We start from the raw sequence: 21,804 nt of genomic DNA, 5'->3' as shown, positions 1-21,804 counted from the left end.
GATAATGTCTATTCTCGTTAACAAGAATACCAAGGTCCTGGTTCAGGGCCTGACCGGCAAGACCGGCACGTTCCACACCGAACAGGCGCTTGCCTACTACGGCACGCAGATGGTCGGCGGTATCCATCCGAAGAAGGGTGGCGAAACCTGGACCGGTTCGAAGGGCGAAAGCCTGCCGATCTATGCGACTGTCGCCGAAGCCAAGGAAAAGACCGGCGCCGATGCGTCCGTGATCTACGTTCCGCCGGCAGGGGCTGCTGACGCGATCATCGAGGCGATCGAAGCCGAGATCCCGTTCATCACCTGCATCACCGAAGGCATTCCGGTCATGGACATGGTTCGCGTCAAGGCTCGCCTCGACCGTTCCAACTCGCGCCTGCTCGGCCCGAACTGCCCGGGCGTTCTGACGCCGGAAGAATGCAAGATCGGCATCATGCCGGGCTCGATCTTCCGCAAGGGTTCGGTCGGTATCGTGTCGCGCTCCGGCACGCTGACCTATGAAGCCGTGTTCCAGACGTCCAACGAAGGCCTCGGCCAGACGACGGCTGTCGGCATCGGCGGCGATCCGGTCAAGGGCACCGAGTTCATCGACATCTTGGAAATGTTCCTCGCAGACGAAGCCACGCAGTCGATCATCATGATCGGCGAAATCGGCGGCTCGGCTGAAGAAGAAGCGGCACAGTTCCTGATCGACGAAGCCAAGAAGGGCCGCAAGAAGCCGATGGCAGGCTTCATCGCCGGCCGGACCGCTCCGAAGGGCCGCACCATGGGCCATGCCGGCGCTGTCGTTTCCGGCGGCAAGGGCGATGCGGAATCCAAGATCGCTGCCATGGAAGCAGCGGGCATCAAGGTTTCGCCTTCGCCAGCACGTCTCGGCACGACGCTGGTTGAAGTCCTCAAGGGCTAACGCCACATAAAGGTCACCCATCGCCGATAGATAGACGGCGATGGACCAGACATCAAATGACCCGCGGGTTGCTGCATGCGACCTGCGGGTAAGTCGCTCAAGGGTAGGTCTACCCGAGGTAGGTCTACTAAAGAGCGGCGCCGCTCGCAGCGGTATCGAGCCATACGTCAGAGAATGCGGTTTCCGGTCAATTCATCCGGTGCCGATCAGGTCAGGAGGCGGGCGCGGCGCCCGCGGGAAGCAATGGCACGGCAAGAAGCCAACGAACAGTTCCTCATCACGTCTTTCCTCGATGGTGCGAACGCTGCCTATATCGAGCAGCTCTATGGGCGCTACGAAAGTGATCCAACGTCGCTTTCCGAGGAATGGCAGGCCTTCTTCAAGGCGCTGGCGGACAGCCCCGAAGATGTCAGGAAGGCCGCGCAGGGCGCCTCCTGGAAACGTTCGAACTGGCCGATCCCCGCCAATGGCGATCTGATCTCGGCACTCGACGGCAACTGGCCGATCGTCGAAAAGGCGATCGAGACCAAGGTCAAGGCAAAGGCGGAAGCATCCGCTGCAGTGACCGGCCAGCCGGTGCAGCAGACCGACGTTCTGCAGGCGACCCGCGACAGCGTTCGCGCCATCATGATGATCCGCGCCTACCGCATGCGCGGCCACCTTCATGCCAAGCTCGATCCGCTCGGGATCGCGAGCCCGGTCGACGATTACAACGAGCTGTCGCCGAAGTCCTACGGCTTCGAAGAGAGCGATTACGATCGCAAGATCTTCATCGACAACGTTCTCGGCCTTGAATACGCGTCCGTTCGCGAAATGATCGAGATCCTCGAGCGCACCTATTGCTCGACCATCGGCGTCGAATTCATGCACATGTCCAACCCCGAGGAAAAGGGCTGGATCCAGGAGCGTATCGAAGGTCCCGCCAAGGGCGTCACGTTCACGCCTGAAGGCAAGAAGGCAATCCTTTCGAAGCTGGTCGAAGCCGAAGGCTACGAGCAGTTCCTCGACGTGCGCTTCAAGGGCACCAAGCGTTTCGGCCTGGATGGCGGTGAATCGCTTATCCCGGCGTTGGAGCAGATCATCAAGCGCGGCGGTCAGGAAGGCCTCGAGGAAGTCATCCTCGGCATGGCCCACCGCGGTCGTCTGAACGTCTTGACCAACGTCCTCGGTAAGCCACATCGCGCCGTGTTCCACGAGTTCAAGGGCGGTTCGTTCAAGCCCGACGAAGTCGAGGGTTCGGGCGACGTGAAGTACCATCTGGGTGCCTCGTCGGACCGTGAATTTGACGGCAACAAGGTTCACCTGTCGCTGACCGCCAACCCGTCTCACCTGGAAATCGTTAACCCTGTCGTCATGGGCAAGGCTCGCGCCAAGCAGGACATGCTGACCAAGGTCTGGGACAAGGACAACATCATTCCGCTGTCCGAGCGCGCCAAGGTTCTGCCGCTGCTTCTGCACGGCGATGCGGCCTTTGCCGGCCAGGGCGTGACGGCTGAAATTCTCGGCCTGTCGGGTCTGCGCGGCCACCGCGTGGCCGGCACGATGCATGTCATCATCAACAACCAGATCGGCTTCACCACCAATCCTGGCTTCTCGCGTTCGTCGCCTTATCCGTCGGACGTTGCCAAGATGATCGAGGCGCCGATCTTCCACGTCAACGGTGACGATCCGGAAGCGGTCGTTTACGCGGCCAAGATCGCCATCGAATACCGGATGAAGTTCCACAAGCCGGTCGTGGTCGACATGTTCTGCTACCGCCGCTTCGGCCATAACGAAGGCGACGAGCCTGCGTTCACGCAGCCGAAGATGTACAAGGTCATCCGCGCGCACAAGGCCGTGGCGGAGATCTATGCCGAACGTCTGATCGGCGAAGGTGTCATCACCGAAGGCGAATTCGAGAAGATGAAGGCCGACTGGCGCGCCAATCTCGAAACAGAGTTCGAGGCCGGCCAGAGCTACAAGCCGAACAAGGCCGACTGGCTTGACGGCCAGTGGTCCGGCCTGCGTTCCGCCGACAATGCCGACGAGCAGCGTCGTGGCAAGACCGCGATGCCGATCAAGGATCTGAGAGAGATCGGTCGCAAGCTTTCGACCATTCCGGAAGGTTTTAACGCCCACCGCACGATCAAGCGTTTCATGGATAACCGTGCGCAGATGATCGAGACCGGTGAAGGCATCGACTGGGCAATGGCGGAAGCGCTGGCGTTCGGTTCGCTGACCGTCGAAGGCACCAAGATCCGTCTTTCTGGTCAGGATTGCGAACGCGGCACGTTCTCGCAGCGTCACTCGGTTCTCTACGATCAGGAAACCGAAGAGCGCTACATCCCGCTTTCCAACCTGCAGGCTGGCCAGGGCAAGTACGAAGTCATCAACTCGATGCTGTCGGAAGAGGCAGTGCTCGGGTTCGAATATGGCTACTCGCTGGCGCGTCCAAACGCGCTGACGCTCTGGGAAGCCCAGTTCGGCGACTTCGCCAACGGTGCGCAGGTCGTGTTCGACCAGTTCATCTCGTCGGGTGAGCGCAAGTGGCTGCGCATGTCGGGTCTCGTCTGCCTTCTGCCGCATGGCTATGAAGGGCAGGGCCCGGAGCATTCCTCCGCCCGCCTGGAACGCTGGCTGCAGATGTGCGCCGAAGACAACATGCAGGTCGCAAACGTCACGACGCCATCAAACTACTTCCACATCCTGCGCCGTCAGGTGAAGCGCGACTTCCGCAAGCCGCTGATCCTGATGACGCCGAAGTCGCTGCTGCGCCACAAGCGCGCGACCTCGACGCTGGCGGAAATGGCGGGCGAAAGCTCGTTCCACCGCCTGCTGTGGGACGACGCGGAGATGATCAAGGACGGTCCGATCAAGCTCCAGAAGGATGCGAAGATCCGTCGCGTCGTGATGTGCTCGGGCAAGGTCTATTATGATCTGCTGGAAGAGCGCGAAAAGCGCGGCATCGACGACATCTACCTGCTGCGCATCGAACAGCTCTATCCGTTCCCGGCCAAGGCGCTCATCAACGAGCTCAGCCGCTTCCGCAATGCGGAAATGGTCTGGTGCCAGGAAGAGCCGAAGAACATGGGTTCGTGGTCGTTCATCGATCCGTATCTGGAATGGGTTCTGGCGCATATCGATGCCAAGTATCAGCGCGTCCGTTACACGGGCCGTCCGGCAGCAGCATCGCCTGCAACCGGCCTGATGTCCAAGCATCTGGCACAGCTGGAAGCCTTCCTCGAAGACGCTCTCGGCGGCTGATTTTTCAGCCGTCTCCACCAATTGCTCCGAAACGATATCTGACAAACACGGAAAATAGATCATGGCCACCGAAATCCGCGTCCCTACCCTCGGCGAGTCCGTCAGCGAGGCAACCGTCGGCACCTGGTTCAAGAAGGTCGGCGACACGGTCAAGGCCGATGAGCCGCTGGTCGAACTGGAAACCGACAAGGTTACCGTCGAAGTTCCAGCCCCAGCATCCGGCGTTCTGACAGAGATCGTCGCTCAGAACGGCGAGACTGTCGGCCTCGACGCGCTGCTCGGCCAGATCTCGGCCGCTGGCGCTGGTGCCGGCACTGCCGCTCCTGCTGCACAGCCGGCCGAAGCTGCTTCGGCAAAGGCTGCCGAACCCGCAGCTGCTGCTCCGGCACCTGCCGCCGCCGCAGCGCCTGCCGGTGGCTCGTCCATGCCGCCAGCACCTGCTGCCGCAAAGGTTGCTGCCGACAACAACATCTCCACCTCGGATGTCGACGGTTCCGGCAAGCGCGGTCAGGTTCTGAAGGGCGATGTGATCGCCGCCATTTCCAAGGGCCCGGCGGCTCCTGCCGCACCGGCTTCGGTTCCGGCCGCTCCCCGCCCGGTCTCGTCGGCTGACGATGCATCGCGCGAAGAGCGCGTGAAGATGACGCGTTTGCGCCAGACGATTGCCAAGCGCCTCAAGGACGCCCAGAACACCGCCGCCATGCTCACCACCTATAACGAGGTGGACATGAAGGCCGTGATGGACCTTCGCAACCGCTACAAGGACGTGTTCGAGAAGAAGCACGGCGTGAAGCTGGGCTTTATGGGCTTCTTCACCAAGGCCGTCACCCACGCGCTGAAGGAACTCCCGGCCGTCAACGCCGAGATCGATGGCACAGACCTCATCTACAAGAACTACTGCCACGTCGGCATGGCCGTCGGTACCGACAAGGGCCTCGTCGTTCCTGTCATCCGCGATGCCGACCAGCGTTCGATTGCCGGCGTCGAAAAGGAACTCGGCCGTCTCGCCAAGGCTGCCCGTGACGGTACGCTGTCGATGGCAGACATGCAGGGCGGCACCTTCACCATCACCAATGGTGGCGTCTACGGTTCGCTGATGTCGTCGCCGATCCTCAACGCGCCGCAGTCGGGTATTCTCGGCATGCACAAGATCCAGGAGCGTCCGGTTGCGATCGGCGGTCAGGTCGTGATCCGTCCGATGATGTATCTGGCGCTGTCCTACGATCACCGCATCGTCGACGGCAAGGAAGCGGTCACCTTCCTCGTGCGCGTCAAGGAAAGCCTGGAAGATCCGGAACGTCTGGTTCTCGATCTGTAAGCTACGGAGAGCATAATGGACGCCGCTTCAGCCAACGCGACCTACCTTCTGGTACTTCTGTGCCTGAGCGTCGTCCTGCTTCTCGTGCATGTTCTGCTGCAGGGGAATTTCGCCACCAAGGAACGCGGCACGGCATGGAATGCCGGTCCGCGGGACGGCGACAACGAACCCAAGAGCGTGATGGCCGGTCGTGCGGCCCGCGCTTCGCGAAACTACCAGGAAACCTATCCCGCCTTTATCGGCCTTCTGCTGGCGATGATCCTTACCGGGGATTCGTCGGGCTTTGGCCTGTTCGGAGCTGCGGTCTGGCTGGTGGCGCGGATCGTCTACATTCCACTTTATCTCAAGGGCATTCCGTATGTCCGCTCGCTTGTATGGCTGGTCAGCCTCGTCGGCCTCGCGCTGATGATGATCGCACTGTTCGTGTGACCGCCTCCTGCTCAATCAAAAGGATAGTCTGATGGCTTATGATGTTGTCGTAATCGGATCCGGCCCGGGCGGCTATGTCTGCGCAATCAAGGCGGCCCAGCTCGGCCTCAAGGTCGCTGTCGTCGAAAAGCGTTCCACCTATGGCGGTACCTGCCTCAACATCGGCTGCATTCCCTCCAAGGCGCTGCTGCATGCTTCGGAAATGTTTGCGCATGTGGCGCATGGCGTGGAAGAACTGGGCGTCGAGGTTCCGGCACCGACGCTGAACCTTTCGAAGATGATGGCCCACAAGGATGCGACGGTAAAGTCGAACACTGACGGCGTCGCCTTCCTGTTCAAGAAGAACAAGATCGACGGCTTCATCGGCACCGGCAAGATCGTTTCGGCCGGCAAGGTTTCGGTCACCGGTGAAGACGGCAAGGTCCAGGAAATCGAGACGAAGAACATCGTCATCGCCACCGGCTCCGATATTGCAGGCATCCCGGGCGTCAATGTCGACATCGACGAGAAGGTCATTGTCTCCTCGACGGGCGGTCTCACACTCGACAAGGTCCCGGCCAACATGATCGTCGTCGGCGGCGGTGTGATCGGCATGGAACTCGGTTCGGTCTGGTCGCGTCTTGGCGCGAAGGTTACCGTGATCGAATATCTCGACAAGCTGCTCGGCTCGATGGATGCAGACGTTTCCAAGCAGTTCCAGCGCATGATGGCCAAGCAGGGCATGGACATCCGTACCGAAGCCAAGGTTACCGGCGTCGAGAAGACAGAAACCGGCGCCAAGGTCACCTATGAGCCGGTCAAGGGTGGCGAAGCCGTCAGCCTCGAAGCCGATGTCGTGCTGATCTCCACCGGCCGCAAGCCATACACAGCAGGCCTTGGCCTCGAAGAAGCAGGCGTTGCGCTCGACAATCGCGGTCGCGTCGAAATCGACGGCGGCTACAAGACCAATGTTGCCGGCATCTACGCGATCGGCGACGTGGTGAAGGGCCCGATGCTGGCGCACAAGGCCGAAGACGAGGGCGTCGCTCTCGCAGAAATCCTGTCCGGCCAGCACGGACACGTGAACTACGACGTCATTCCGTCTGTCGTTTACACCCAGCCGGAAGTGGCATCGGTCGGCCGCACGGAAGAAGAGCTGAAGGCTGCAGGCATCGCCTACAAGGTTGGCAAGTTCCCGTTCACGGCGAACGGTCGCGCCCGCGCGATGCTCGCCACCGACGGCTTCGTCAAGATTCTCGCCGACAAGGAAACCGACCGCGTTCTCGGTGGCCATATTGTCAGCTTCGGCGCCGGCGACATGATCCACGAGATTGCCGTGCTGATGGAATTCAGCGGTTCGTCCGAAGATCTCGGCCGTACCTGCCACGCGCATCCGACCCTGTCGGAAGCCGTCAAGGAAGCCGCACTCGCGACCTTTGCCAAGCCGATCCATATGTGATCGGCGACAATATCGCATCGGAAAACCGGCCCCGTAACAGGGCCGGTTTTTTTGTGTCCGGTTGACGGGTGTACGTCCCTCGCCAGAGGGCTCAGTTCACAACGGTGACTGTGAAACCCTGTTTGCGCAAAAGCTCGACCAGGCCGTCATCGCCCGGCAGGTGCAGTGCGCCGACGGCGATGAAGGTGCTGCCTTCGTTGAGGATGGGTGCTGCGCGTTCGGCCATCAGCAGGTTGCGCTTGCGCACCACCAGTTCCTCGAATTCGGCATAGCCGCTATCATCGTCCTCGCCCTCAGGCACGACGGTCTTCAGGAAGGGGATGGTCATGCCCATGTCGCCGGAGAGATAGAGACCGGTCATCGTCTCGAAAACGTCGTCCAGCTTGGGGCCGAGCTTGATCGCTTCGATCAGCGACTTGATGTGGATATCGACTGGAATGGCAGCCAAGGTCGAAAGCTGCTCAGCAAAAGTCTCAAGCCCCTTCACCGATTTGCCGGCTTTCGCCGCATCCAGCGCCAGCTGCTTGTCGAGGAAAGGGGTGTTCTGGGTCTTGCGGGCCATCTCGCAGGCGGGCATCGAGACGAGGCCCATCAGCAGCCAGGGCTTCATTCTTGAGACGGCGGCCAGCGGCACGCCGCGCTGTTTAAGGGCATCGCTGAGAAGTGCGAGATCGTCCTTCGTCAGCAGGCTCTCGATCGAGGTGCCATCGGTAAACATCGTCAGCTCCGGCTTGGACAGCATGCCGGCCATTGCCTTCTGCTCGTCGAGCACTTCGTCCGACTCAACGACGATGGTCTTTGCTTCCTTGCGCGCGGCATCGGCGCCCTCAGGCATTTTCAGAACGCGTGGATCGGTCACATGCATGGTGCCGAGAAGGTAGGACGGGGGGAGGCCGGCTTTCTCGATTTTCCAGAAGATGCCGCGGCCGTTGGGGATTTTTTCGCCCTCTGCGACAACCTGCCGATAGGCGGCCGGGTCCTTGGCCTTCATTTCCGCGATCAGGTCCCGTCCGGTGCAGGCCGGCGTCTCTGCCCGGGCGGCAAGCGATGTGATCACGAGGCAGACCGAGGCCAGCAGCAGAACGTGCAGGGCGGCAAACACCCAAAGCGCAGCCGTCTGGGCGCGTTGAAGGATTGTGCCGGCGAAAATGCTGCGGATCATGTCATCAGTCCCAATTGTTGGGCTCACCCTAGCGGGACTGCTCGAACAGCGGCTTAACCGATGTGGTTAAGGATGGGTTCATGCCCTTGGATGGGCGCGGTCGTAGACTTCGAGCAGTCTCGACGTATCGACGCCCGTATAGACCTGCGTGGTGGAAAGGCTGGCATGTCCCAGCAGTTCCTGGATCGTACGCAGATCGCCGCCTCCGGCCAGAAGATGGGTCGCGAAGGAATGGCGCAGCGCATGCGGGGTGGCGCTGTCGGGGAGGTTGAACGCGCTTCGAAGCTTCTGCATCTCGCGCTGGATGATCGCCGGCTGCAAAGTCTTGCCGCGCGCACCCCGGAACATCGGGGCATCGCCGGCCAGATGGTAGGGGCAGAGTTTCCGGTAGGTTTCGACCGCTTCGAGGATGACCGGAAGAAGCGGCACAATCCGCGTCTTGCCGCCTTTGCCGAGAATGCGGAGCGAGGTTGCGCCTGCATCGACATTGGCGGGCGTCAGGCCGAGCGCTTCTGAAATGCGCAAGCCGCAGCCGTAAAGCAGCGTCAGGATGGCCGCATCCCGTGCCGCGATCCATGGCTCCTCGTGCAGTTGCGCCTCAGATGTGACGATGTTGAGGGCCTGGGTGTCGGTCAGCGGCTTCGGCAGTGATTTCGGCTGACGCGGGGCACGGATAGCACCGGCTGCGGCGGCATTCACCAGCCCCTTGCGCTCCAGATACCGCAGGAACGAGCGCAGCCCTGCCAGATGACGGCCGAGCGAACGCGCACCGGAGCCCTCGCGGCGCCGTGCAGCCAGAAAACTTCTCAAGTCTGCCGGACGCAGCGTATGGATGTCCGCAATCGTCGGCGGTCCGGCGAGGTGCGTGGTCAGAAAAGTCAGGAATTGCCGCGTGTCGCGCTCATAGGCGTCAAGCGTGTTGGGCGACAGCCGGCGCTCTCCACTCAGGCTTTCCAGCCATTCGCGGCGCCTCTCGAGGAGATCGGGGGCAGCGATAATGAGCAGTTCGTTCATGAGGGCGACGTTGATTTCCGTGGCATGCCGCCCCAGATTGCTCCCAGCAACGTTACGGAATCCCTAAAGGCGCAGTAACTCTGCCATTGTAATATCATGCGGGCCTGCTCCATTGGGGACCCGCTTCAAGGAGTTTTAATGGACCGCCGTGATTCCATGACGAGCTTCGGCCAGGTCGCCGAAGCCATCGCACGCGTATCTCAAGGGCGTCCGGGCCACATCGTCGATACCCTGATCGCCGAGCGGGGCAAGCGGATCGTCGGCAGTCCGTTCTGGCCGGTCATGCGTCCGTTTCTCTATACGCTGCTGCGCTACGGAAGGGCGATCGAGTTCGCCGACGATATCGCGCCGAAATCCGGTTACCAGTGTTTCGAATATTTGAGCGAGCATCTGAAGCTGAAGCTTTCGGTCAATAACGAGGAGCGGATTCCCGAAAAGGGCGGTTTCATCCTCGTCAGCAACCATCCGACCGGCATCGCTGACGGTGTCGCCGTGTTCGACCTGTTGAAATCACGCCGGCCGGACCTGATGGTGTTTGCCAACCGCGATGCGGTGCGGGTCAATCCGCGTTTCGCCGAGATGATCATTCCCGTCGAATGGCGCGACGATCACAAGAGCAAACTCAAGACCCGCGAGACGCTGGTTCTTACCAACAAGGCGGTCGAGGAGGGCAAGGTCATGATCCTGTTCCCGTCCGGCCGCATCGCCTATTGGGAAAATGGTCGGCTGAACGAGCGTCCGTGGAAGACCTCGGCCGTCGGACTTGCTCGCAAATACAATCTGCCGATCCTGCCTGTCCACATGACGGCGCGCAATTCCGGGCTGTTCTACTGGCTTGCCAAATGGTCGACCGAACTGCGCGACATGACGGTGTTCCATGAGCTCCTCAACAAGAAGGGCAACCAGTTCGATTTCACCATCGGACACATGATCCAACCGGACCAGCTGGAAGGTGACGTCGTCGAGGTCACCAAGGCGCTGGAGCGGCATACGGTGTTCGGACTTGCCGCCGACGGCGATGCGCAGTTTGCGCCACAATCAGTAGTCCTCGAGGAAGCGCTCCAGGCCCCGGTTCAGGCGTAGATACTGCTGGCGATCGAGCTCTTTGATTGCCCGCTCTTCGGTCGCAGACACTGCCGATGTCGCAGGCTGTTGCCTCGGCCGCGCGGGCGCCGTCGGCGTCATCTTCTGCGGCTTCGGTTTTTGTCTCAATTTCTCTTTCTCTTCCGTCAGCGTCGGCATGGAGAGTGCAAACAGCAGCCGGTGCTTGTGGATGCGCGACGCGGAATTCGTCATGCCGAGGCTCGATATCGTGACGCCTGAGGTCACCGGGTTGAGCTCGATCTTCGGATCGATATTTCCCTTCAGCGTGGTCGTGAATTCCAGCGTATCGGCCATGGTGATCACGTCGGTGCCGCTCGGGGCTTTGAGATTGCCTTTCTCGTTAAGCCACACGAATGTCTCGAGCGTTTCCTTCAAGCCGATCCGTCCGACGATCGGGTAGATGAGGTTGCCGCTTCTCGCTTTCGGCGCACAGTATAAATCGTTGACCTCGGTCGCCAGCTTCGCGAATTCATCGGTGACGCGGAAGCTGCGGTTGTTTTGGCGGGACAGATCGACGCTGCTGCCCAGTCCGAGACTGCGGGTGCCGTTCGAGAACGGGTTGAGCAGGCCCAACGAAAACCCGTGGCTGTCCATTTCCGTCATGTTGAGCTGAAAGTCGTACGCGATGAACGACTTGGCATAGCGGTCGAAATAGAGACTGATGTCCGGGCTGTAGCGGCGTGTGAAAGCATCGGCATAGGTTACCGTCCCGGCTAGAAGCTCTGCGGAGAGCTGCTTCTCCGCCGGGGATCCGTATTCGCGCAGTAGCCCCGTGGCGATCTCGCGGATGGCATCGCGCGCCTCGCAGCGCACCTTGGCGACAATCTGGTAGGTCGTATCCGGCTTGGAGAAATCCTCTGGCAGAGGATGAATATTGCAGCCGGCCAGCAGAATAGCAGGCACGACAAGCGTCGTCATCGACTTGCAGAACATCCGTAGCCCCCACTCCGGTTAGGACTCTACCTATAGTTAATTTTTGTTTACGATACAACCTAAATTTCACGCCGCGATGTGTGTCGTCAACGGCGGGGAGCGCCAAACAGCGGTTCCCTTTCGTTCCGGTTTTGGGCATGGTCCCGCCATGGACACAGATTCGTCCGACCTGTTCGGTCCGCTCCTTGATAAGCCCGTCGCGGCCGTCGTGCCGGTCCTGGTGCCTTTGCCGGTGCCGGGTCCGTATAGCTATGCCGTGCCCGAGGGACTGACTGTTGTGCCCGGTTCGGTCGTGCAGGTGCCGGTCGGCCCACGCCAGATGATCGGCGTCGTGTGGGATGGCGCAGACGACAGCACGCTCGACCCGAAGAAGCTTCGACCGATCACGCTCGCTTTCGATTGCCCGCCGCTCTCCAAGGAGATGCGCGATTTCGTCGACTGGGTCTCGGCCTACACGCTGTCGCCGCCGGGTTTCGTGGCCCGCATGGCGATCCGGGCGCCGGCAGCGCTCGATCCGGAACCAATGGTGGAGGGTCTGCGCTTTGTGGGCGGCGAGCCGGCGCGATTGACACCGGCCAGAACCCGGGTGCTGGACCTTGCGAAAGAGCAGGAAGCGCCCTGGACCCGCAGCGGCCTTGCGCATGCGGCCGGCGTTTCCCTGAGCGTCGTCGACGGATTGATCAAGCAGGGTGTGTTCGACACGATTTTCCTACCGCCGCCGCCTGTCGTGGCACGGCCTGACCCGGATTATACTGCGCCCCGCATCGAGGGACCTCAAAAGGGAGCGGCCGAAGAGATCGTCGCGTCGGTTAGCGCCGGCGGGTTTGCCGCCTCGCTGATCGATGGCGTCACCGGGTCCGGCAAGACGGAAGTCTATTTCGAGGCGATTGCGCAGGCGCTTAGACAAGACAAGCAGGTTCTGATCCTGTTGCCGGAAATCGCACTCACCTCGAGCTTTCTCGATCGGTTCGAGCAGCGGTTCGGGGCAAAGCCTGCCGAATGGCATTCGGATCTTTCTCCTCGTATCCGCGAAAAGGTCTGGCGCGGCGTCGTGACGGGAGAGGTGAGGGTGGTTGCCGGGGCCCGTTCGGCTCTGTTCCTGCCGTTCGAGGACCTGGGGCTGATCGTCATCGACGAAGAGCACGACCCTGCCTACAAGCAAGAGGACCGCGTCTTCTACAATGCCCGCGATATGGCGGTGGTCCGGGCACGCATCGGCGATTTCCCGATCGTGCTGGTGTCGGCGACGCCTTCCGTGGAAAGCCAGGTCAACGGGCTTTCCGGGCGCTATACCACGGTCCACCTGCCGACCCGCTTTGGCGATGCGGCACTGCCGGACCTGCATCTGGTGGACATGCGTCGCCATCCGCCGGAACGCGGCGGGTTCCTGTCGCCCATTCTCCTGCGCGGCATGAAGAAGGCGCTCGAGCGTGGCGAGCAGTCGCTGCTGTTCCTCAACCGTCGCGGCTATGCGCCGCTGACGCTGTGCCGGGTCTGCGGCCATCGCTTTCAGTGCCCGCAGTGCTCGAGCTGGCTGGTGGAGCATCGCTTCAGAAACCAGATCCAGTGCCATCAGTGCGGCTATCACGAGCATACGCCGGAAGCCTGCCCGGAATGCGGCACGTTCGACCACCTGGTCGCCTGCGGGCCCGGTGTGGAGCGGATCGCGGAAGAGGTGGAGAAGCATTTTCCGGAAGCGCGCACCATCGTCATGTCGTCGGACCTGCTCGGCGGCGTGAAGCGGTTGCGGATGGAGCTCGACGCGATCGCCAAGGGCGATGTGGATATCGTGATCGGCACGCAACTGGTGGCGAAGGGCCACAACTTTCCGCTGATGACGCTGGTCGGCATCGTCGATGCGGATCTCGGTCTGTCGAACGGCGACCCGCGGGCCGCCGAGAGGACTTTCCAGCTGCTCAGCCAGGTAACGGGCCGCGCCGGGCGAACGGGGTTGAAGAGCCACGGCCTGATCCAGACCTTCCAGCCGCAGCATCCCGTCATGCAGGCGATCGTCTCCGGCGATGCGGGTGCTTTCTACGAGCGTGAGATTGCGGAGCGCGAAAAGGCGATCTTGCCGCCGTTCGGGCGACTTGCGTCGCTGATCGTTTCCGCCGATACGCGGGCCGATGCGGAAACCCATGCACGGGGATTGCGCGCGGCCGCACCAAGGGTGACGGGGATTTCCGTGCTCGGCCCGGCGGAAGCGCCGCTCGCGCTGGTACGCGGTCGCCATCGATTCCGGCTTCTGGTGCACGGACGGCGCAATTCCGACATGCAGGCTTTTCTGAAGGCGATGATGTCTGCCGGCCCGAAGGTCCGTGGTACGGTGCAGATCCAGCTCGATATCGATCCGCAGAGTTTTCTCTGATCCTATCTTTGCGAGTTGTTTACCGCTTTCGATAAAATCGCCGCACAAGAACGATTCGAGGATTCCATGGAACTGTATTTCCCCACCGAGACCGGCGAGCAGCTGGCGTTTGTCTGCGCTGCCGCGACGGCTCTCATCGGGCTCCTCATCCTCCTGTTTCCCGGCCCCTGCCTGCGGCTTTCGGCGTTCCGTGTCGGCGATGTGCGGCCGGAAGGATACGGATCGGTTCGGGCCGCCGGCGCCCAATATGTCGGCCTCGGTGTCGTGCCGATCATCTTTGCCCAGGACTGGTTCTATATGGTGCTCGGCATCGTGCTTGGTCTGGGGGCATTCGGCCGGCTTGTCTCGTTTGCTTTGGATCGTGGCGCAACTGTGAAAAATACACTGATTTTCCTACTTCAGGTTGTTCTTTCTGCCGGCCCGCTCGCCTATGTCTTCGGCTATCTCTGAGCTTCCCAATCAAGAGTGTTCATCTCAGACGCGGTCAATTCCAGCGGTGTCCGACATAAAAACGACTCAAGCTCTAGTCCCAGGGGCGTTTTCCCGCCTCTCCCGTGTTGCGAGTCCCTACATCCTATGCTAGACGGACCGCGAAAGTCGGAAATGGTGGGGTGGAGGCCTCGCTGGTTCTGATTAAAAATCAAATATTTTCAAGGTCTTGCTGATCCTCTAAAAAAGGGCACAGCGCTTGGATGGCAATTCAGGGAAACTGTGCCCGTGGCTGACACGTCCCCGCTTATTTCCGGTGTCGCAGAGCGTTACGCTTCTTCGCTTTTCGAGCTCGCGCTCGAAACCGGTTCCATCGATAAAGTCAGCGCCGATCTCGATCGGTTTCAGGCGTTGCTGGATGAGAGCGAAGACCTTAGGCGTCTGGTTGCAAGCCCGGTGTTTTCCGCCCACGATCAGCAGAACGCGGTGACAGCCGTTGCCGAAAAGGCTGGCATCTCCGGTGCCGTTCTGAACTTCATTAAGGTCGTTGCCGGAAATCGCCGTCTGTTTGCGCTTCCGGGCATGATCCGCAGCTTCCGCCAAATCGCTGCCGAGCATCGTGGCGAGGTTACCGCAGAGGTAACGTCTGCCCACGCGCTCACCCCAGCGCAGGAAACTGAACTTAAGTCGGCGCTGAAGGGCGTCACCGGCAAGGATGTGACAATCGCCGTTACGATCGATCCGTCGATCCTCGGCGGCCTGATCGTCAAGGTCGGCTCGCGTCAGATCGATACGTCCCTTCGCACCAAACTTTCCACCCTTAAGCTTGCATTGAAAGAGGTCGGCTGATGGATATCCGTGCAGCGGAAATTTCCGCAATTCTCAAGGACCAGATCAAGAACTTCGGCCAGGAAGCCGAAGTCTCTGAAGTCGGCCAGGTTCTTTCCGTCGGTGACGGTATCGCTCGCGTTTACGGCCTCGACAATGTCCAGGCTGGTGAAATGGTCGAGTTCCCGGGCGGTGTCCGCGGTATGGCGCTGAACCTCGAATCCGACAATGTCGGCGTGGTTATCTTCGGCTCCGACCGTAACATCAAGGAAGGCGACACCGTCAAGCGGACCGGCGCCATCGTTGACGTTCCTGTCGGTCCGGAACTGCTGGGCCGCGTCGTTGACGCGCTTGGCAACCCGATCGACGGCAAGGGCCCGATCAACGCGACCCGCCGTTCGCGCGTCGACGTCAAGGCTCCTGGCATCATCCCGCGCAAGTCGGTTCATGAGCCGATGTCGACCGGCCTCAAGGCCATCGATGCTCTGATCCCGGTTGGCCGCGGCCAGCGCGAGCTCGTCATCGGCGACCGTCAGACCGGCAAGACCGCGATCATTCTCGACGCGTTCCTGAACCAGAAGGCCATTCACGAGAACGGCCCGGAAAACGACAAGCTGTTCTGCGTGTACGTGGCTATCGGCCAGAAGCGCTCGACGGTTGCCCAGTTCGTCAAGGTTCTCGAAGAACGCGGCGCACTGCCTTACTCGATCATCGTCGCTGCGACTGCATCCGACGCTGCACCGATGCAGTATCTTGCTCCGTTCGCCGGTTGCGCGATGGGCGAGTACTTCCGCGACAACGGTCAGCACGCGCTGATCGCTTATGACGACCTTTCCAAGCAGGCCGTTGCCTATCGTCAGATGTCCCTGCTGCTGCGTCGTCCTCCGGGCCGCGAAGCTTACCCGGGCGACGTCTTCTATCTGCACTCGCGTCTTCTCGAGCGCGCTGCCAAGCTCTCCGACGAGCGTGGCGCCGGTTCGCTGACGGCTCTGCCTGTCATCGAAACCCAGGGTAACGACGTTTCGGCGTTTATTCCGACCAACGTGATCTCGATCACCGACGGTCAGATCTTCCTTGAAACCGACCTGTTCTACCAGGGTATCCGTCCGGCCGTGAACGTCGGTCTGTCGGTGTCCCGCGTTGGCTCGGCCGCGCAGATCAAGGCGATGAAGCAGGTTGCCGGCTCGATCAAGGGCGAGCTTGCCCAGTATCGTGAAATGGCTGCGTTCGCGCAGTTCGGCTCCGACCTCGACGCCTCGACCCAGCGCCTGCTCAACCGCGGTGCACGCCTGACCGAACTTCTGAAGCAGCCGCAGTTCTCGCCGCTGAAGACCGAAGAGCAGGTTGCGGTGATCTTTGCTGGCGTCAACGGCTACCTCGACAAGATCGCGGTTTCCGATGTCGGCAAGTTCGAGCAGGGTCTGCTCTCCTACCTTCGTTCCGAAGGCAAGGCGGTTCTCGAAACGATCCGCAGCGAGAAGCAGGTTTCCGACGACACGAAGGCAAAGCTCAAGGCAGCTCTCGACAGCTACGCCAAGTCTTTCGCCTAAAACGGATCTAGATCGAGGACCGATAACGGATGCCTTCACTTAAGGATCTGAAAAACCGGATCGCCTCCGTCAAGGCGACGCAGAAGATCACCAGGGCGATGAAAATGGTCGCCGCTGCGAAACTGCGCCGTGCACAGGAGGCGGCCGAGGCTGCCCGTCCTTATGCGGAGCGTATGACCAAGGTGTTGGCCAGCCTCACGGCTGCCAATGCCGGCAATGCCGAAGCACCGCTTCTCTTGTCCGGGACTGGCAAGGATCAGGTTCATCTCCTGATCGTTGCGACTGGCGAGCGTGGTCTGGCGGGGGGCTTCAACTCCTCGATCGTCCGTCTGGCACGCGAGCATGCGCTGAAGCTGATTGCACAGGGCAAGACGGTCAAGATCTTGACCGTCGGCCGCAAGGGCAACGACGTGCTTCGCCGTACGTTCAAGGACAACATCGTCCACTACGTGACCTTCCGCGAAGTTAAGCAGCTTGGTTTCGTCCAGGCCGACGAAGTGGCCCACAAGGTGCTTGAGCTGTTCAACGCCGGTGAATTCGACGTTGCGACGCTTTTCTTTGCGCGCTTCCAGTCGGTTATCGCGCAGGTGGCAACTGCCCAGCAGATCATCCCCGCAAAGTTCGACGTCAGGGATGCAGCACAGCCGGATGCCGGTTCTGCCGCACTCTACGAATACGAGCCGAGCGAACAGGAAATCTTGGAAGACCTGCTGCCGAAGAACATCGCAGTGCAGATCTTCCGTGCACTTCTTGAAAACAACGCTTCCTTCTATGGCGCGCAGATGTCTGCAATGGACAACGCGACGCGCAATGCCGGTGACATGATCAACAAGCTGACGCTCTCCTACAACCGTCAGCGTCAGGCACAGATCACCAAGGAACTCATCGAAATCATTTCGGGCGCGGAAGCGCTCTGAGGTAAAGAAAGAGGGTAATAATCATGGCTACCGCAACGGGCACGTCCCTCGGCAAAGTGACCCAGGTTATCGGCGCTGTCGTCGACGTGGCGTTCGACGGCGAACTGCCGGCGATCCTCAACGCGCTTGAAACAGAGAACAACGGCAACCGCCTCGTTCTCGAAGTCGCGCAGCATCTTGGTGAAAACCAGGTTCGCACCATCGCCATGGACTCGACCGAAGGTCTTGTTCGCGGTCAGCGCGTAACGGATACCGGCGCTCCGATCACCGTTCCGGTTGGTCCTGAGACGCTCGGCCGCATCATGAACGTCATCGGCGAGCCGGTCGACGAAGCTGGTCCGCTGATCACATCGGGCAAGCGCTCGATCCACCAGGAAGCACCATCCTACGTCGAGCAGTCGACTGAAGGCCAGATCCTGGTTACCGGCATCAAGGTCGTCGATCTGCTGGCTCCCTATTCCAAGGGCGGTAAGGTTGGCCTGTTCGGCGGCGCCGGCGTTGGCAAGACCGTTCTCATCATGGAACTGATCAACAACGTCGCTAAGGCGCACGGTGGTTACTCGGTATTTGCTGGCGTGGGTGAACGTACCCGCGAAGGCAACGACCTTTACCACGAAATGATCGAATCCGGCGTGAACAAGCACGGCGGCGGCGAAGGCTCGAAGGCAGCTCTCGTTTACGGCCAGATGAACGAACCGCCGGGCGCCCGCGCTCGCGTCGCTCTGACGGGTCTGACGATCGCTGAGGACTTCCGCGACAAGGGCCAGGACGTTCTGTTCTTCGTCGACAACATCTTCCGCTTTACCCAGGCAGGTTCCGAAGTGTCGGCTCTTCTCGGCCGTATTCCTTCGGCCGTTGGTTATCAGCCGACGCTTGCGACCGACATGGGTCAGATGCAGGAACGCATCACCACCACGACCAAGGGTTCGATCACCTCGGTTCAGGCCATCTACGTTCCCGCCGACGACTTGACCGACCCGGCTCCTGCAACCTCGTTCGCCCACTTGGACGCAACGACGGTTCTGTCGCGCTCGATCGCTGAAAAGGGTATCTACCCGGCTGTGGATCCGCTCGACTCGACCTCGCGCATGCTCGACCCGCTGGTTGTCGGCGAAGAGCACTACGAGATCGCTCGTAAGGTTCAGACGACGCTTCAGCGCTACAAGGCTCTGCAGGACATCATCGCCATCCTCGGCATGGACGAACTGTCCGAAGAGGACAAGATGACCGTTCAGCGCGCCCGCAAGATCGAGCGCTTCCTGTCGCAGCCATTCTTCGTCGCCGAAGTCTTCACCGGTGCGCCGGGCAAGCTGGTCGCTCTCGAAGACACGATCAAGGGCTTCAAGGGCCTCGTTGCCGGCGAATACGATCACCTGCCGGAAGCTGCCTTCTACATGGTCGGCTCGATCGAAGAGGCGATTGAAAAGGCCAAGAAGCTTTCCGAAGCTGCTTGATCCTATGAAACGGCGCGCGGGACATGATCCGGCGCGCCATTCCTGCTTGAAACACTCGAGGGAAGTGGACCTTGATGGCCGACGCTTTCAAATTTGAACTGGTATCGCCCGAGCGCCTGCTCGTGTCGGAGAATGTCTCCGAAGTGGTGATCCCGGCTACGCTTGGCGAAATGACGGTGCTTGCCAACCATGCGCCGACGATGACGACGATCAAGCCGGGCGTTGTGTCCGTGAAGCTTGCCTCGGGTCAGGTCACCAAATACGTCGTTTTCGGTGGTTTTGCCGATATCGTTCAGGACAGCTGCACGCTGCTCGCGGAATCCGCTGTGCCGGTGACCGAACTGAACCAGGACACGCTGCAGAAGCGCATCGATGCCACGCAGGCTGCCATCGACAACGCCAACAGCGACGAGCACAAGACGAAGCTCGAACAGTTCCTCTCCGAACTGACGCATCTGAACGGCATCGTCGTTCCGGCCTGATTTTTCAGAGTCCGATATAATTTACGAAGGGCGGTCCATCGGGCCGCCTTTCGCGTTTTAGCGCTGCCGGTGCCTATGGGTTTCCGAGCAGGTGCTGGTGGAGACGTGCGGCGCCCGGGGTGAGCGAGCGGTAGCGCGGCATGCCGAGATAGTAGCCGTAGCCCGTATCGAGCTGGGCCGTGCCAAGTTCCACCAGTGTTCCGGACGCGAGCTCCTCGGCAATCAATCCTCTGCTGCCAAGCGTTACGCCCTCGCCGCGCAGGGCGGCATCTATCGCCAGTGAGTAGGTTGAGAAGGACAGGCGCGGCTTGATCGCAGCCTTCGGTGGCTTCGGCAACCGCGCGAACCATTGCCTGAGCGAAATCCAGTGGGCGTTGGCCCGCTCGTAATCGATCAGGTCCAACTGGGTCATGGCGTCTGCTGTCAGCGAGGCTGCATCGAGCCCCCGTCTTTCCACATAGGCGGGGGAGGCGACGGGGACGAGGCTTTCCCGGATCAACAAAGTGAGGTTCCACCGCGGGTGTTCGCCGGCGGCATAGAGGATGACGAGGTCGTTGGCTTCCGAGGCCAGTTCCGACGGCACGTCGGTTGTCAGCAAACGCACGGAGACAGACGGGCTCTCATTGTCGAAATCCTTCAAGCGCTTGCCGAGCCACAGATGCGAGACCGAGCTGCTGGCGGCGATCGAGATGGTTTCCCTTCCGCCGCCCCGGAACGGCTCCAGACTTTCCTCCAGATATTCCAGCGTTGCGCGCACCCTTTGGGCAAGCCGGTCTCCCTCCGATGTCAGGCTGAGATTGCGGCCGCGCCGCGTGAAGAGTTTTGCGCCGAGTTGGTCTTCCAGCCCCTGGATACGCCGGCTGACGGCGGCCTGGGTGATATGAAGCTCACGACCGGCGCGGGAGAAATTCATGAGCCGGCAGGCGGCATCGAAGACGCGGAAGGCTTCCAGCGGAATTCTGTCCAGCATCGACGTCTCCATGATCTGAAGTCATCATTAAGCCTGAAAAACCGATGGATTTGAAGATGTGAAATTGTGTTGCACACTCACGGCTAGCGATCCTGTCAGGGTGTTTCCGTCATGCAGTTTCAGACGTCATCAGTACCAGATATCCGCTTCGGCTCCGGCCTGTTTGGCGATCTCGCCTCCGCGGCCAAGGGCTTCGAAGACGTGGCGATCGCAACCGTGGTCATGGACGGGTTTCTGGCATCGAGCGGTCTCGCCGCAGCGCTTGCGGCCGAGCTTGCCGCCGCGGGCATCGATGCGCGGTTCTATTCGGATTTTTCGGGCGAACCCAAACTCGCGCATCTTCGCGCCGCAAGTGAACTCGCCCGCGGTTCCGATCTCGTCATCGGTATTGGCGGCGGGTCGGCGCTGGATATCGCCAAGATCGCTGCCTGCTGCGCCGCGTCCGACGAGGATCCGATGCATTATGCACTGGCGGCCAATCCGCTTCCGCGTAACCCCCTGAAGAAGATCATGGTGCCGACGACGGCGGGCACCGGATCGGAAACGTCTGCGACCAATATCTTCGCTGGGCCGGAAGGCAAGAAGCTATGGATCTGGGGGGCGGAGACCAAGGCCGATCTCGTCATCCTCGACCCGGAGCTCACCATTTCGCTTCCGCCGCACCTGACGGCGTGGTGCGGCCTGGATGCCTTTATTCACGCCTTCGAGGCGGCGACCAACCGCAACACCCATGCCGGCGCGAAACTCTATGCCCATGAGGCCATGCGACTGGTGGCAGGTTCGCTCGAGACAGCCGTCAAGGCTCCAGGCAATCTCGATGCCCGCGGAAAGGTGCTGCTCGGCTCCTGCTATGCCGGTATCGCGATCGACAACTGCGGCACGGCTGTCGCCCACAATATCAGCCATGCGCTGGCCGGGCTTGCGCCGATTCATCACGGGCTTGCAACGGCGCTCGGCTTCGAGGCGACGCTCTCGTGGCTCTGCAACGCCGACCCGCCGGACCTGAACGATGCGGCCCATGTGCTGGGGCTTGCCGACGCGCAGGCGCTGCCTGGGTTTGTTTCAGAACTCATGGATCGCTGCGGAGTACGGCGCGCGCTGCCGAGGGCATTCGACGCCTTTTCAGCGTCAGACCTCGCCGCCGAAATGCGGGCGGCGGAAAACCAGCCGATGCGGCGCTCGACGGTCCGCGAAATTTCCGACGCCGATATGCATGCCTTCGCGAACACGATCATGACGCTGCCGAAGACGCTTTAGG

The 21,804-nt window shown here is 61.0% G+C and carries 18 protein-coding genes; 14 read left to right on the top strand and 4 right to left on the bottom strand.

Going from position 1 to position 21,804, the window contains the following annotated elements; all coding sequences use genetic code 11:
* The first annotated feature begins 4 nt into the window (after positions 1-4).
* From sucD to lpdA, 5 genes are all read left to right on the top strand, one after another.
* Positions 5-907: a succinate--CoA ligase subunit alpha gene (sucD, locus tag G6K99_RS16015; RefSeq protein ID WP_174197137.1), complete on the top strand. Its 903-nt coding sequence runs from the start codon at positions 5-7 to the stop codon at positions 905-907.
* Positions 908-1,150: 243 nt separating this feature from the next.
* On the top strand, positions 1,151-4,150 hold the full coding sequence (locus G6K99_RS16010) for a 2-oxoglutarate dehydrogenase E1 component (RefSeq protein WP_062581691.1): 3,000 nt from the start codon (positions 1,151-1,153) through the stop codon (positions 4,148-4,150).
* 61 nt (positions 4,151-4,211) lie between these two features.
* Positions 4,212-5,468, top strand: a complete 1,257-nt coding sequence (gene odhB, locus G6K99_RS16005) for a 2-oxoglutarate dehydrogenase complex dihydrolipoyllysine-residue succinyltransferase (protein ID WP_062462503.1) — start codon at positions 4,212-4,214, stop codon at positions 5,466-5,468.
* Positions 5,469-5,483: 15 nt separating this feature from the next.
* Positions 5,484-5,897 carry an MAPEG family protein gene (locus tag G6K99_RS16000; RefSeq protein ID WP_174197136.1) on the top strand — a complete coding sequence of 138 codons (414 nt, stop codon included), beginning with the start codon at positions 5,484-5,486 and terminating at the stop codon, positions 5,895-5,897.
* A 31-nt stretch (positions 5,898-5,928) separates the two neighbouring features.
* A complete protein-coding gene (gene lpdA / locus G6K99_RS15995) occupies positions 5,929-7,335 on the top strand; it encodes a dihydrolipoyl dehydrogenase (protein ID WP_062581696.1) in 1,407 nt (468 codons plus the stop codon).
* A 91-nt stretch (positions 7,336-7,426) separates the two neighbouring features.
* On the opposite strand, the gene G6K99_RS15990 is transcribed toward lpdA, so the two are convergent.
* Positions 7,427-8,497 carry a TraB/GumN family protein gene (locus G6K99_RS15990; protein WP_174197135.1) on the bottom strand — a complete coding sequence of 357 codons (1,071 nt, stop codon included), beginning with the start codon at positions 8,495-8,497 and terminating at the stop codon, positions 7,427-7,429.
* 78 nt (positions 8,498-8,575) lie between these two features.
* Complete coding sequence (locus G6K99_RS15985) at positions 8,576-9,511, bottom strand: tyrosine recombinase XerC (RefSeq protein ID WP_174197134.1); 936 nt, start codon at positions 9,509-9,511, stop codon at positions 8,576-8,578.
* A gap of 138 nt (positions 9,512-9,649) precedes the next feature.
* On the opposite strand from G6K99_RS15985, the gene G6K99_RS15980 reads away from it, so the two are divergent.
* On the top strand, positions 9,650-10,594 hold the full coding sequence (locus tag G6K99_RS15980; protein WP_174197133.1) for a GNAT family N-acetyltransferase: 945 nt from the start codon (positions 9,650-9,652) through the stop codon (positions 10,592-10,594).
* Here the strand turns inward: G6K99_RS15980 and G6K99_RS15975 are convergent.
* Entirely contained in the window at positions 10,550-11,548 is a 999-nt protein-coding gene (locus G6K99_RS15975; RefSeq protein ID WP_174197132.1) for a hypothetical protein, read from the bottom strand. The genes G6K99_RS15980 and G6K99_RS15975 overlap by 45 nt on opposite strands.
* A gap of 148 nt (positions 11,549-11,696) precedes the next feature.
* Between G6K99_RS15975 and G6K99_RS15970 the strand changes: the two genes are divergently transcribed.
* The 7 genes from G6K99_RS15970 to G6K99_RS15940 all read left to right on the top strand — a co-directional run bounded on the left by G6K99_RS15970 (position 11,697) and on the right by G6K99_RS15940 (position 19,576).
* A complete protein-coding gene (locus tag G6K99_RS15970) occupies positions 11,697-13,916 on the top strand; it encodes a primosomal protein N' (protein WP_174197131.1) in 2,220 nt (739 codons plus the stop codon).
* A 66-nt stretch (positions 13,917-13,982) separates the two neighbouring features.
* Positions 13,983-14,366: a DUF4345 domain-containing protein gene (locus tag G6K99_RS15965; RefSeq protein WP_174197130.1), complete on the top strand. Its 384-nt coding sequence runs from the start codon at positions 13,983-13,985 to the stop codon at positions 14,364-14,366.
* 261 nt (positions 14,367-14,627) lie between these two features.
* Entirely contained in the window at positions 14,628-15,194 is a 567-nt protein-coding gene (locus G6K99_RS15960; RefSeq protein ID WP_113111740.1) for a F0F1 ATP synthase subunit delta, read from the top strand.
* A complete protein-coding gene (gene atpA / locus G6K99_RS15955) occupies positions 15,194-16,723 on the top strand; it encodes a F0F1 ATP synthase subunit alpha (RefSeq protein WP_174197129.1) in 1,530 nt (509 codons plus the stop codon). Before G6K99_RS15960 ends, atpA begins: the two co-directional genes overlap by 1 nt.
* Before the next feature lie 29 nt (positions 16,724-16,752).
* Positions 16,753-17,640, top strand: a complete 888-nt coding sequence (locus G6K99_RS15950) for a F0F1 ATP synthase subunit gamma (protein WP_062581712.1) — start codon at positions 16,753-16,755, stop codon at positions 17,638-17,640.
* 23 nt (positions 17,641-17,663) lie between these two features.
* On the top strand, positions 17,664-19,094 hold the full coding sequence (atpD, locus tag G6K99_RS15945) for a F0F1 ATP synthase subunit beta (protein WP_062581713.1): 1,431 nt from the start codon (positions 17,664-17,666) through the stop codon (positions 19,092-19,094).
* A 74-nt stretch (positions 19,095-19,168) separates the two neighbouring features.
* Positions 19,169-19,576: a F0F1 ATP synthase subunit epsilon gene (locus tag G6K99_RS15940; RefSeq protein ID WP_062462547.1), complete on the top strand. Its 408-nt coding sequence runs from the start codon at positions 19,169-19,171 to the stop codon at positions 19,574-19,576.
* Between the two features lie 73 nt (positions 19,577-19,649).
* On the opposite strand, the gene G6K99_RS15935 is transcribed toward G6K99_RS15940, so the two are convergent.
* Entirely contained in the window at positions 19,650-20,546 is an 897-nt protein-coding gene (locus tag G6K99_RS15935; protein WP_174197128.1) for a LysR substrate-binding domain-containing protein, read from the bottom strand.
* 111 nt (positions 20,547-20,657) lie between these two features.
* On the opposite strand from G6K99_RS15935, the gene G6K99_RS15930 reads away from it, so the two are divergent.
* Positions 20,658-21,803: an iron-containing alcohol dehydrogenase gene (locus G6K99_RS15930; RefSeq protein WP_174197127.1), complete on the top strand. Its 1,146-nt coding sequence runs from the start codon at positions 20,658-20,660 to the stop codon at positions 21,801-21,803.
* The last annotated feature ends 1 nt before the right edge of the window (position 21,804 follow it).

It is taken from the genome of Neorhizobium sp. AL 9.2.2 (assembly GCF_013317225.1).
In the GTDB taxonomy this organism is placed as follows: domain Bacteria; phylum Pseudomonadota; class Alphaproteobacteria; order Rhizobiales; family Rhizobiaceae; genus Neorhizobium; species Neorhizobium soli.
Note: the sequence above shows the minus strand (reverse complement) of the source record. Positions and strands in the feature narration are given on the sequence as shown.

Bases quoted from the DNA above. Each gene is read 5' to 3' on its own strand.
- G6K99_RS15940 (WP_062462547.1), top strand. From the start codon at position 19,169: ATGGCCGACGCTTTCAAATTTGAACTGGTATCGCCCGAGCGCCTGCTC.
- G6K99_RS15990 (WP_174197135.1), bottom strand. From the start codon at position 8,497: ATGATCCGCAGCATTTTCGCCGGCACAATCCTTCAACGCGCCCAGACG.
- G6K99_RS15970 (WP_174197131.1), top strand. From the start codon at position 11,697: ATGGACACAGATTCGTCCGACCTGTTCGGTCCGCTCCTTGATAAGCCC.
- G6K99_RS15985 (WP_174197134.1), bottom strand. From the start codon at position 9,511: ATGAACGAACTGCTCATTATCGCTGCCCCCGATCTCCTCGAGAGGCGC.
- G6K99_RS15950 (WP_062581712.1), top strand. From the start codon at position 16,753: ATGCCTTCACTTAAGGATCTGAAAAACCGGATCGCCTCCGTCAAGGCG.
- G6K99_RS15930 (WP_174197127.1), top strand. From the start codon at position 20,658: ATGCAGTTTCAGACGTCATCAGTACCAGATATCCGCTTCGGCTCCGGC.
- G6K99_RS15935 (WP_174197128.1), bottom strand. From the start codon at position 20,546: ATGCTGGACAGAATTCCGCTGGAAGCCTTCCGCGTCTTCGATGCCGCC.
- lpdA (WP_062581696.1), top strand. From the start codon at position 5,929: ATGGCTTATGATGTTGTCGTAATCGGATCCGGCCCGGGCGGCTATGTC.
- G6K99_RS15980 (WP_174197133.1), top strand. From the start codon at position 9,650: ATGGACCGCCGTGATTCCATGACGAGCTTCGGCCAGGTCGCCGAAGCC.
- odhB (WP_062462503.1), top strand. From the start codon at position 4,212: ATGGCCACCGAAATCCGCGTCCCTACCCTCGGCGAGTCCGTCAGCGAG.
- atpD (WP_062581713.1), top strand. From the start codon at position 17,664: ATGGCTACCGCAACGGGCACGTCCCTCGGCAAAGTGACCCAGGTTATC.
- G6K99_RS16010 (WP_062581691.1), top strand. From the start codon at position 1,151: ATGGCACGGCAAGAAGCCAACGAACAGTTCCTCATCACGTCTTTCCTC.
- G6K99_RS15965 (WP_174197130.1), top strand. From the start codon at position 13,983: ATGGAACTGTATTTCCCCACCGAGACCGGCGAGCAGCTGGCGTTTGTC.
- sucD (WP_174197137.1), top strand. From the start codon at position 5: ATGTCTATTCTCGTTAACAAGAATACCAAGGTCCTGGTTCAGGGCCTG.
- atpA (WP_174197129.1), top strand. From the start codon at position 15,194: ATGGATATCCGTGCAGCGGAAATTTCCGCAATTCTCAAGGACCAGATC.
- G6K99_RS15975 (WP_174197132.1), bottom strand. From the start codon at position 11,548: ATGTTCTGCAAGTCGATGACGACGCTTGTCGTGCCTGCTATTCTGCTG.
- G6K99_RS16000 (WP_174197136.1), top strand. From the start codon at position 5,484: ATGGACGCCGCTTCAGCCAACGCGACCTACCTTCTGGTACTTCTGTGC.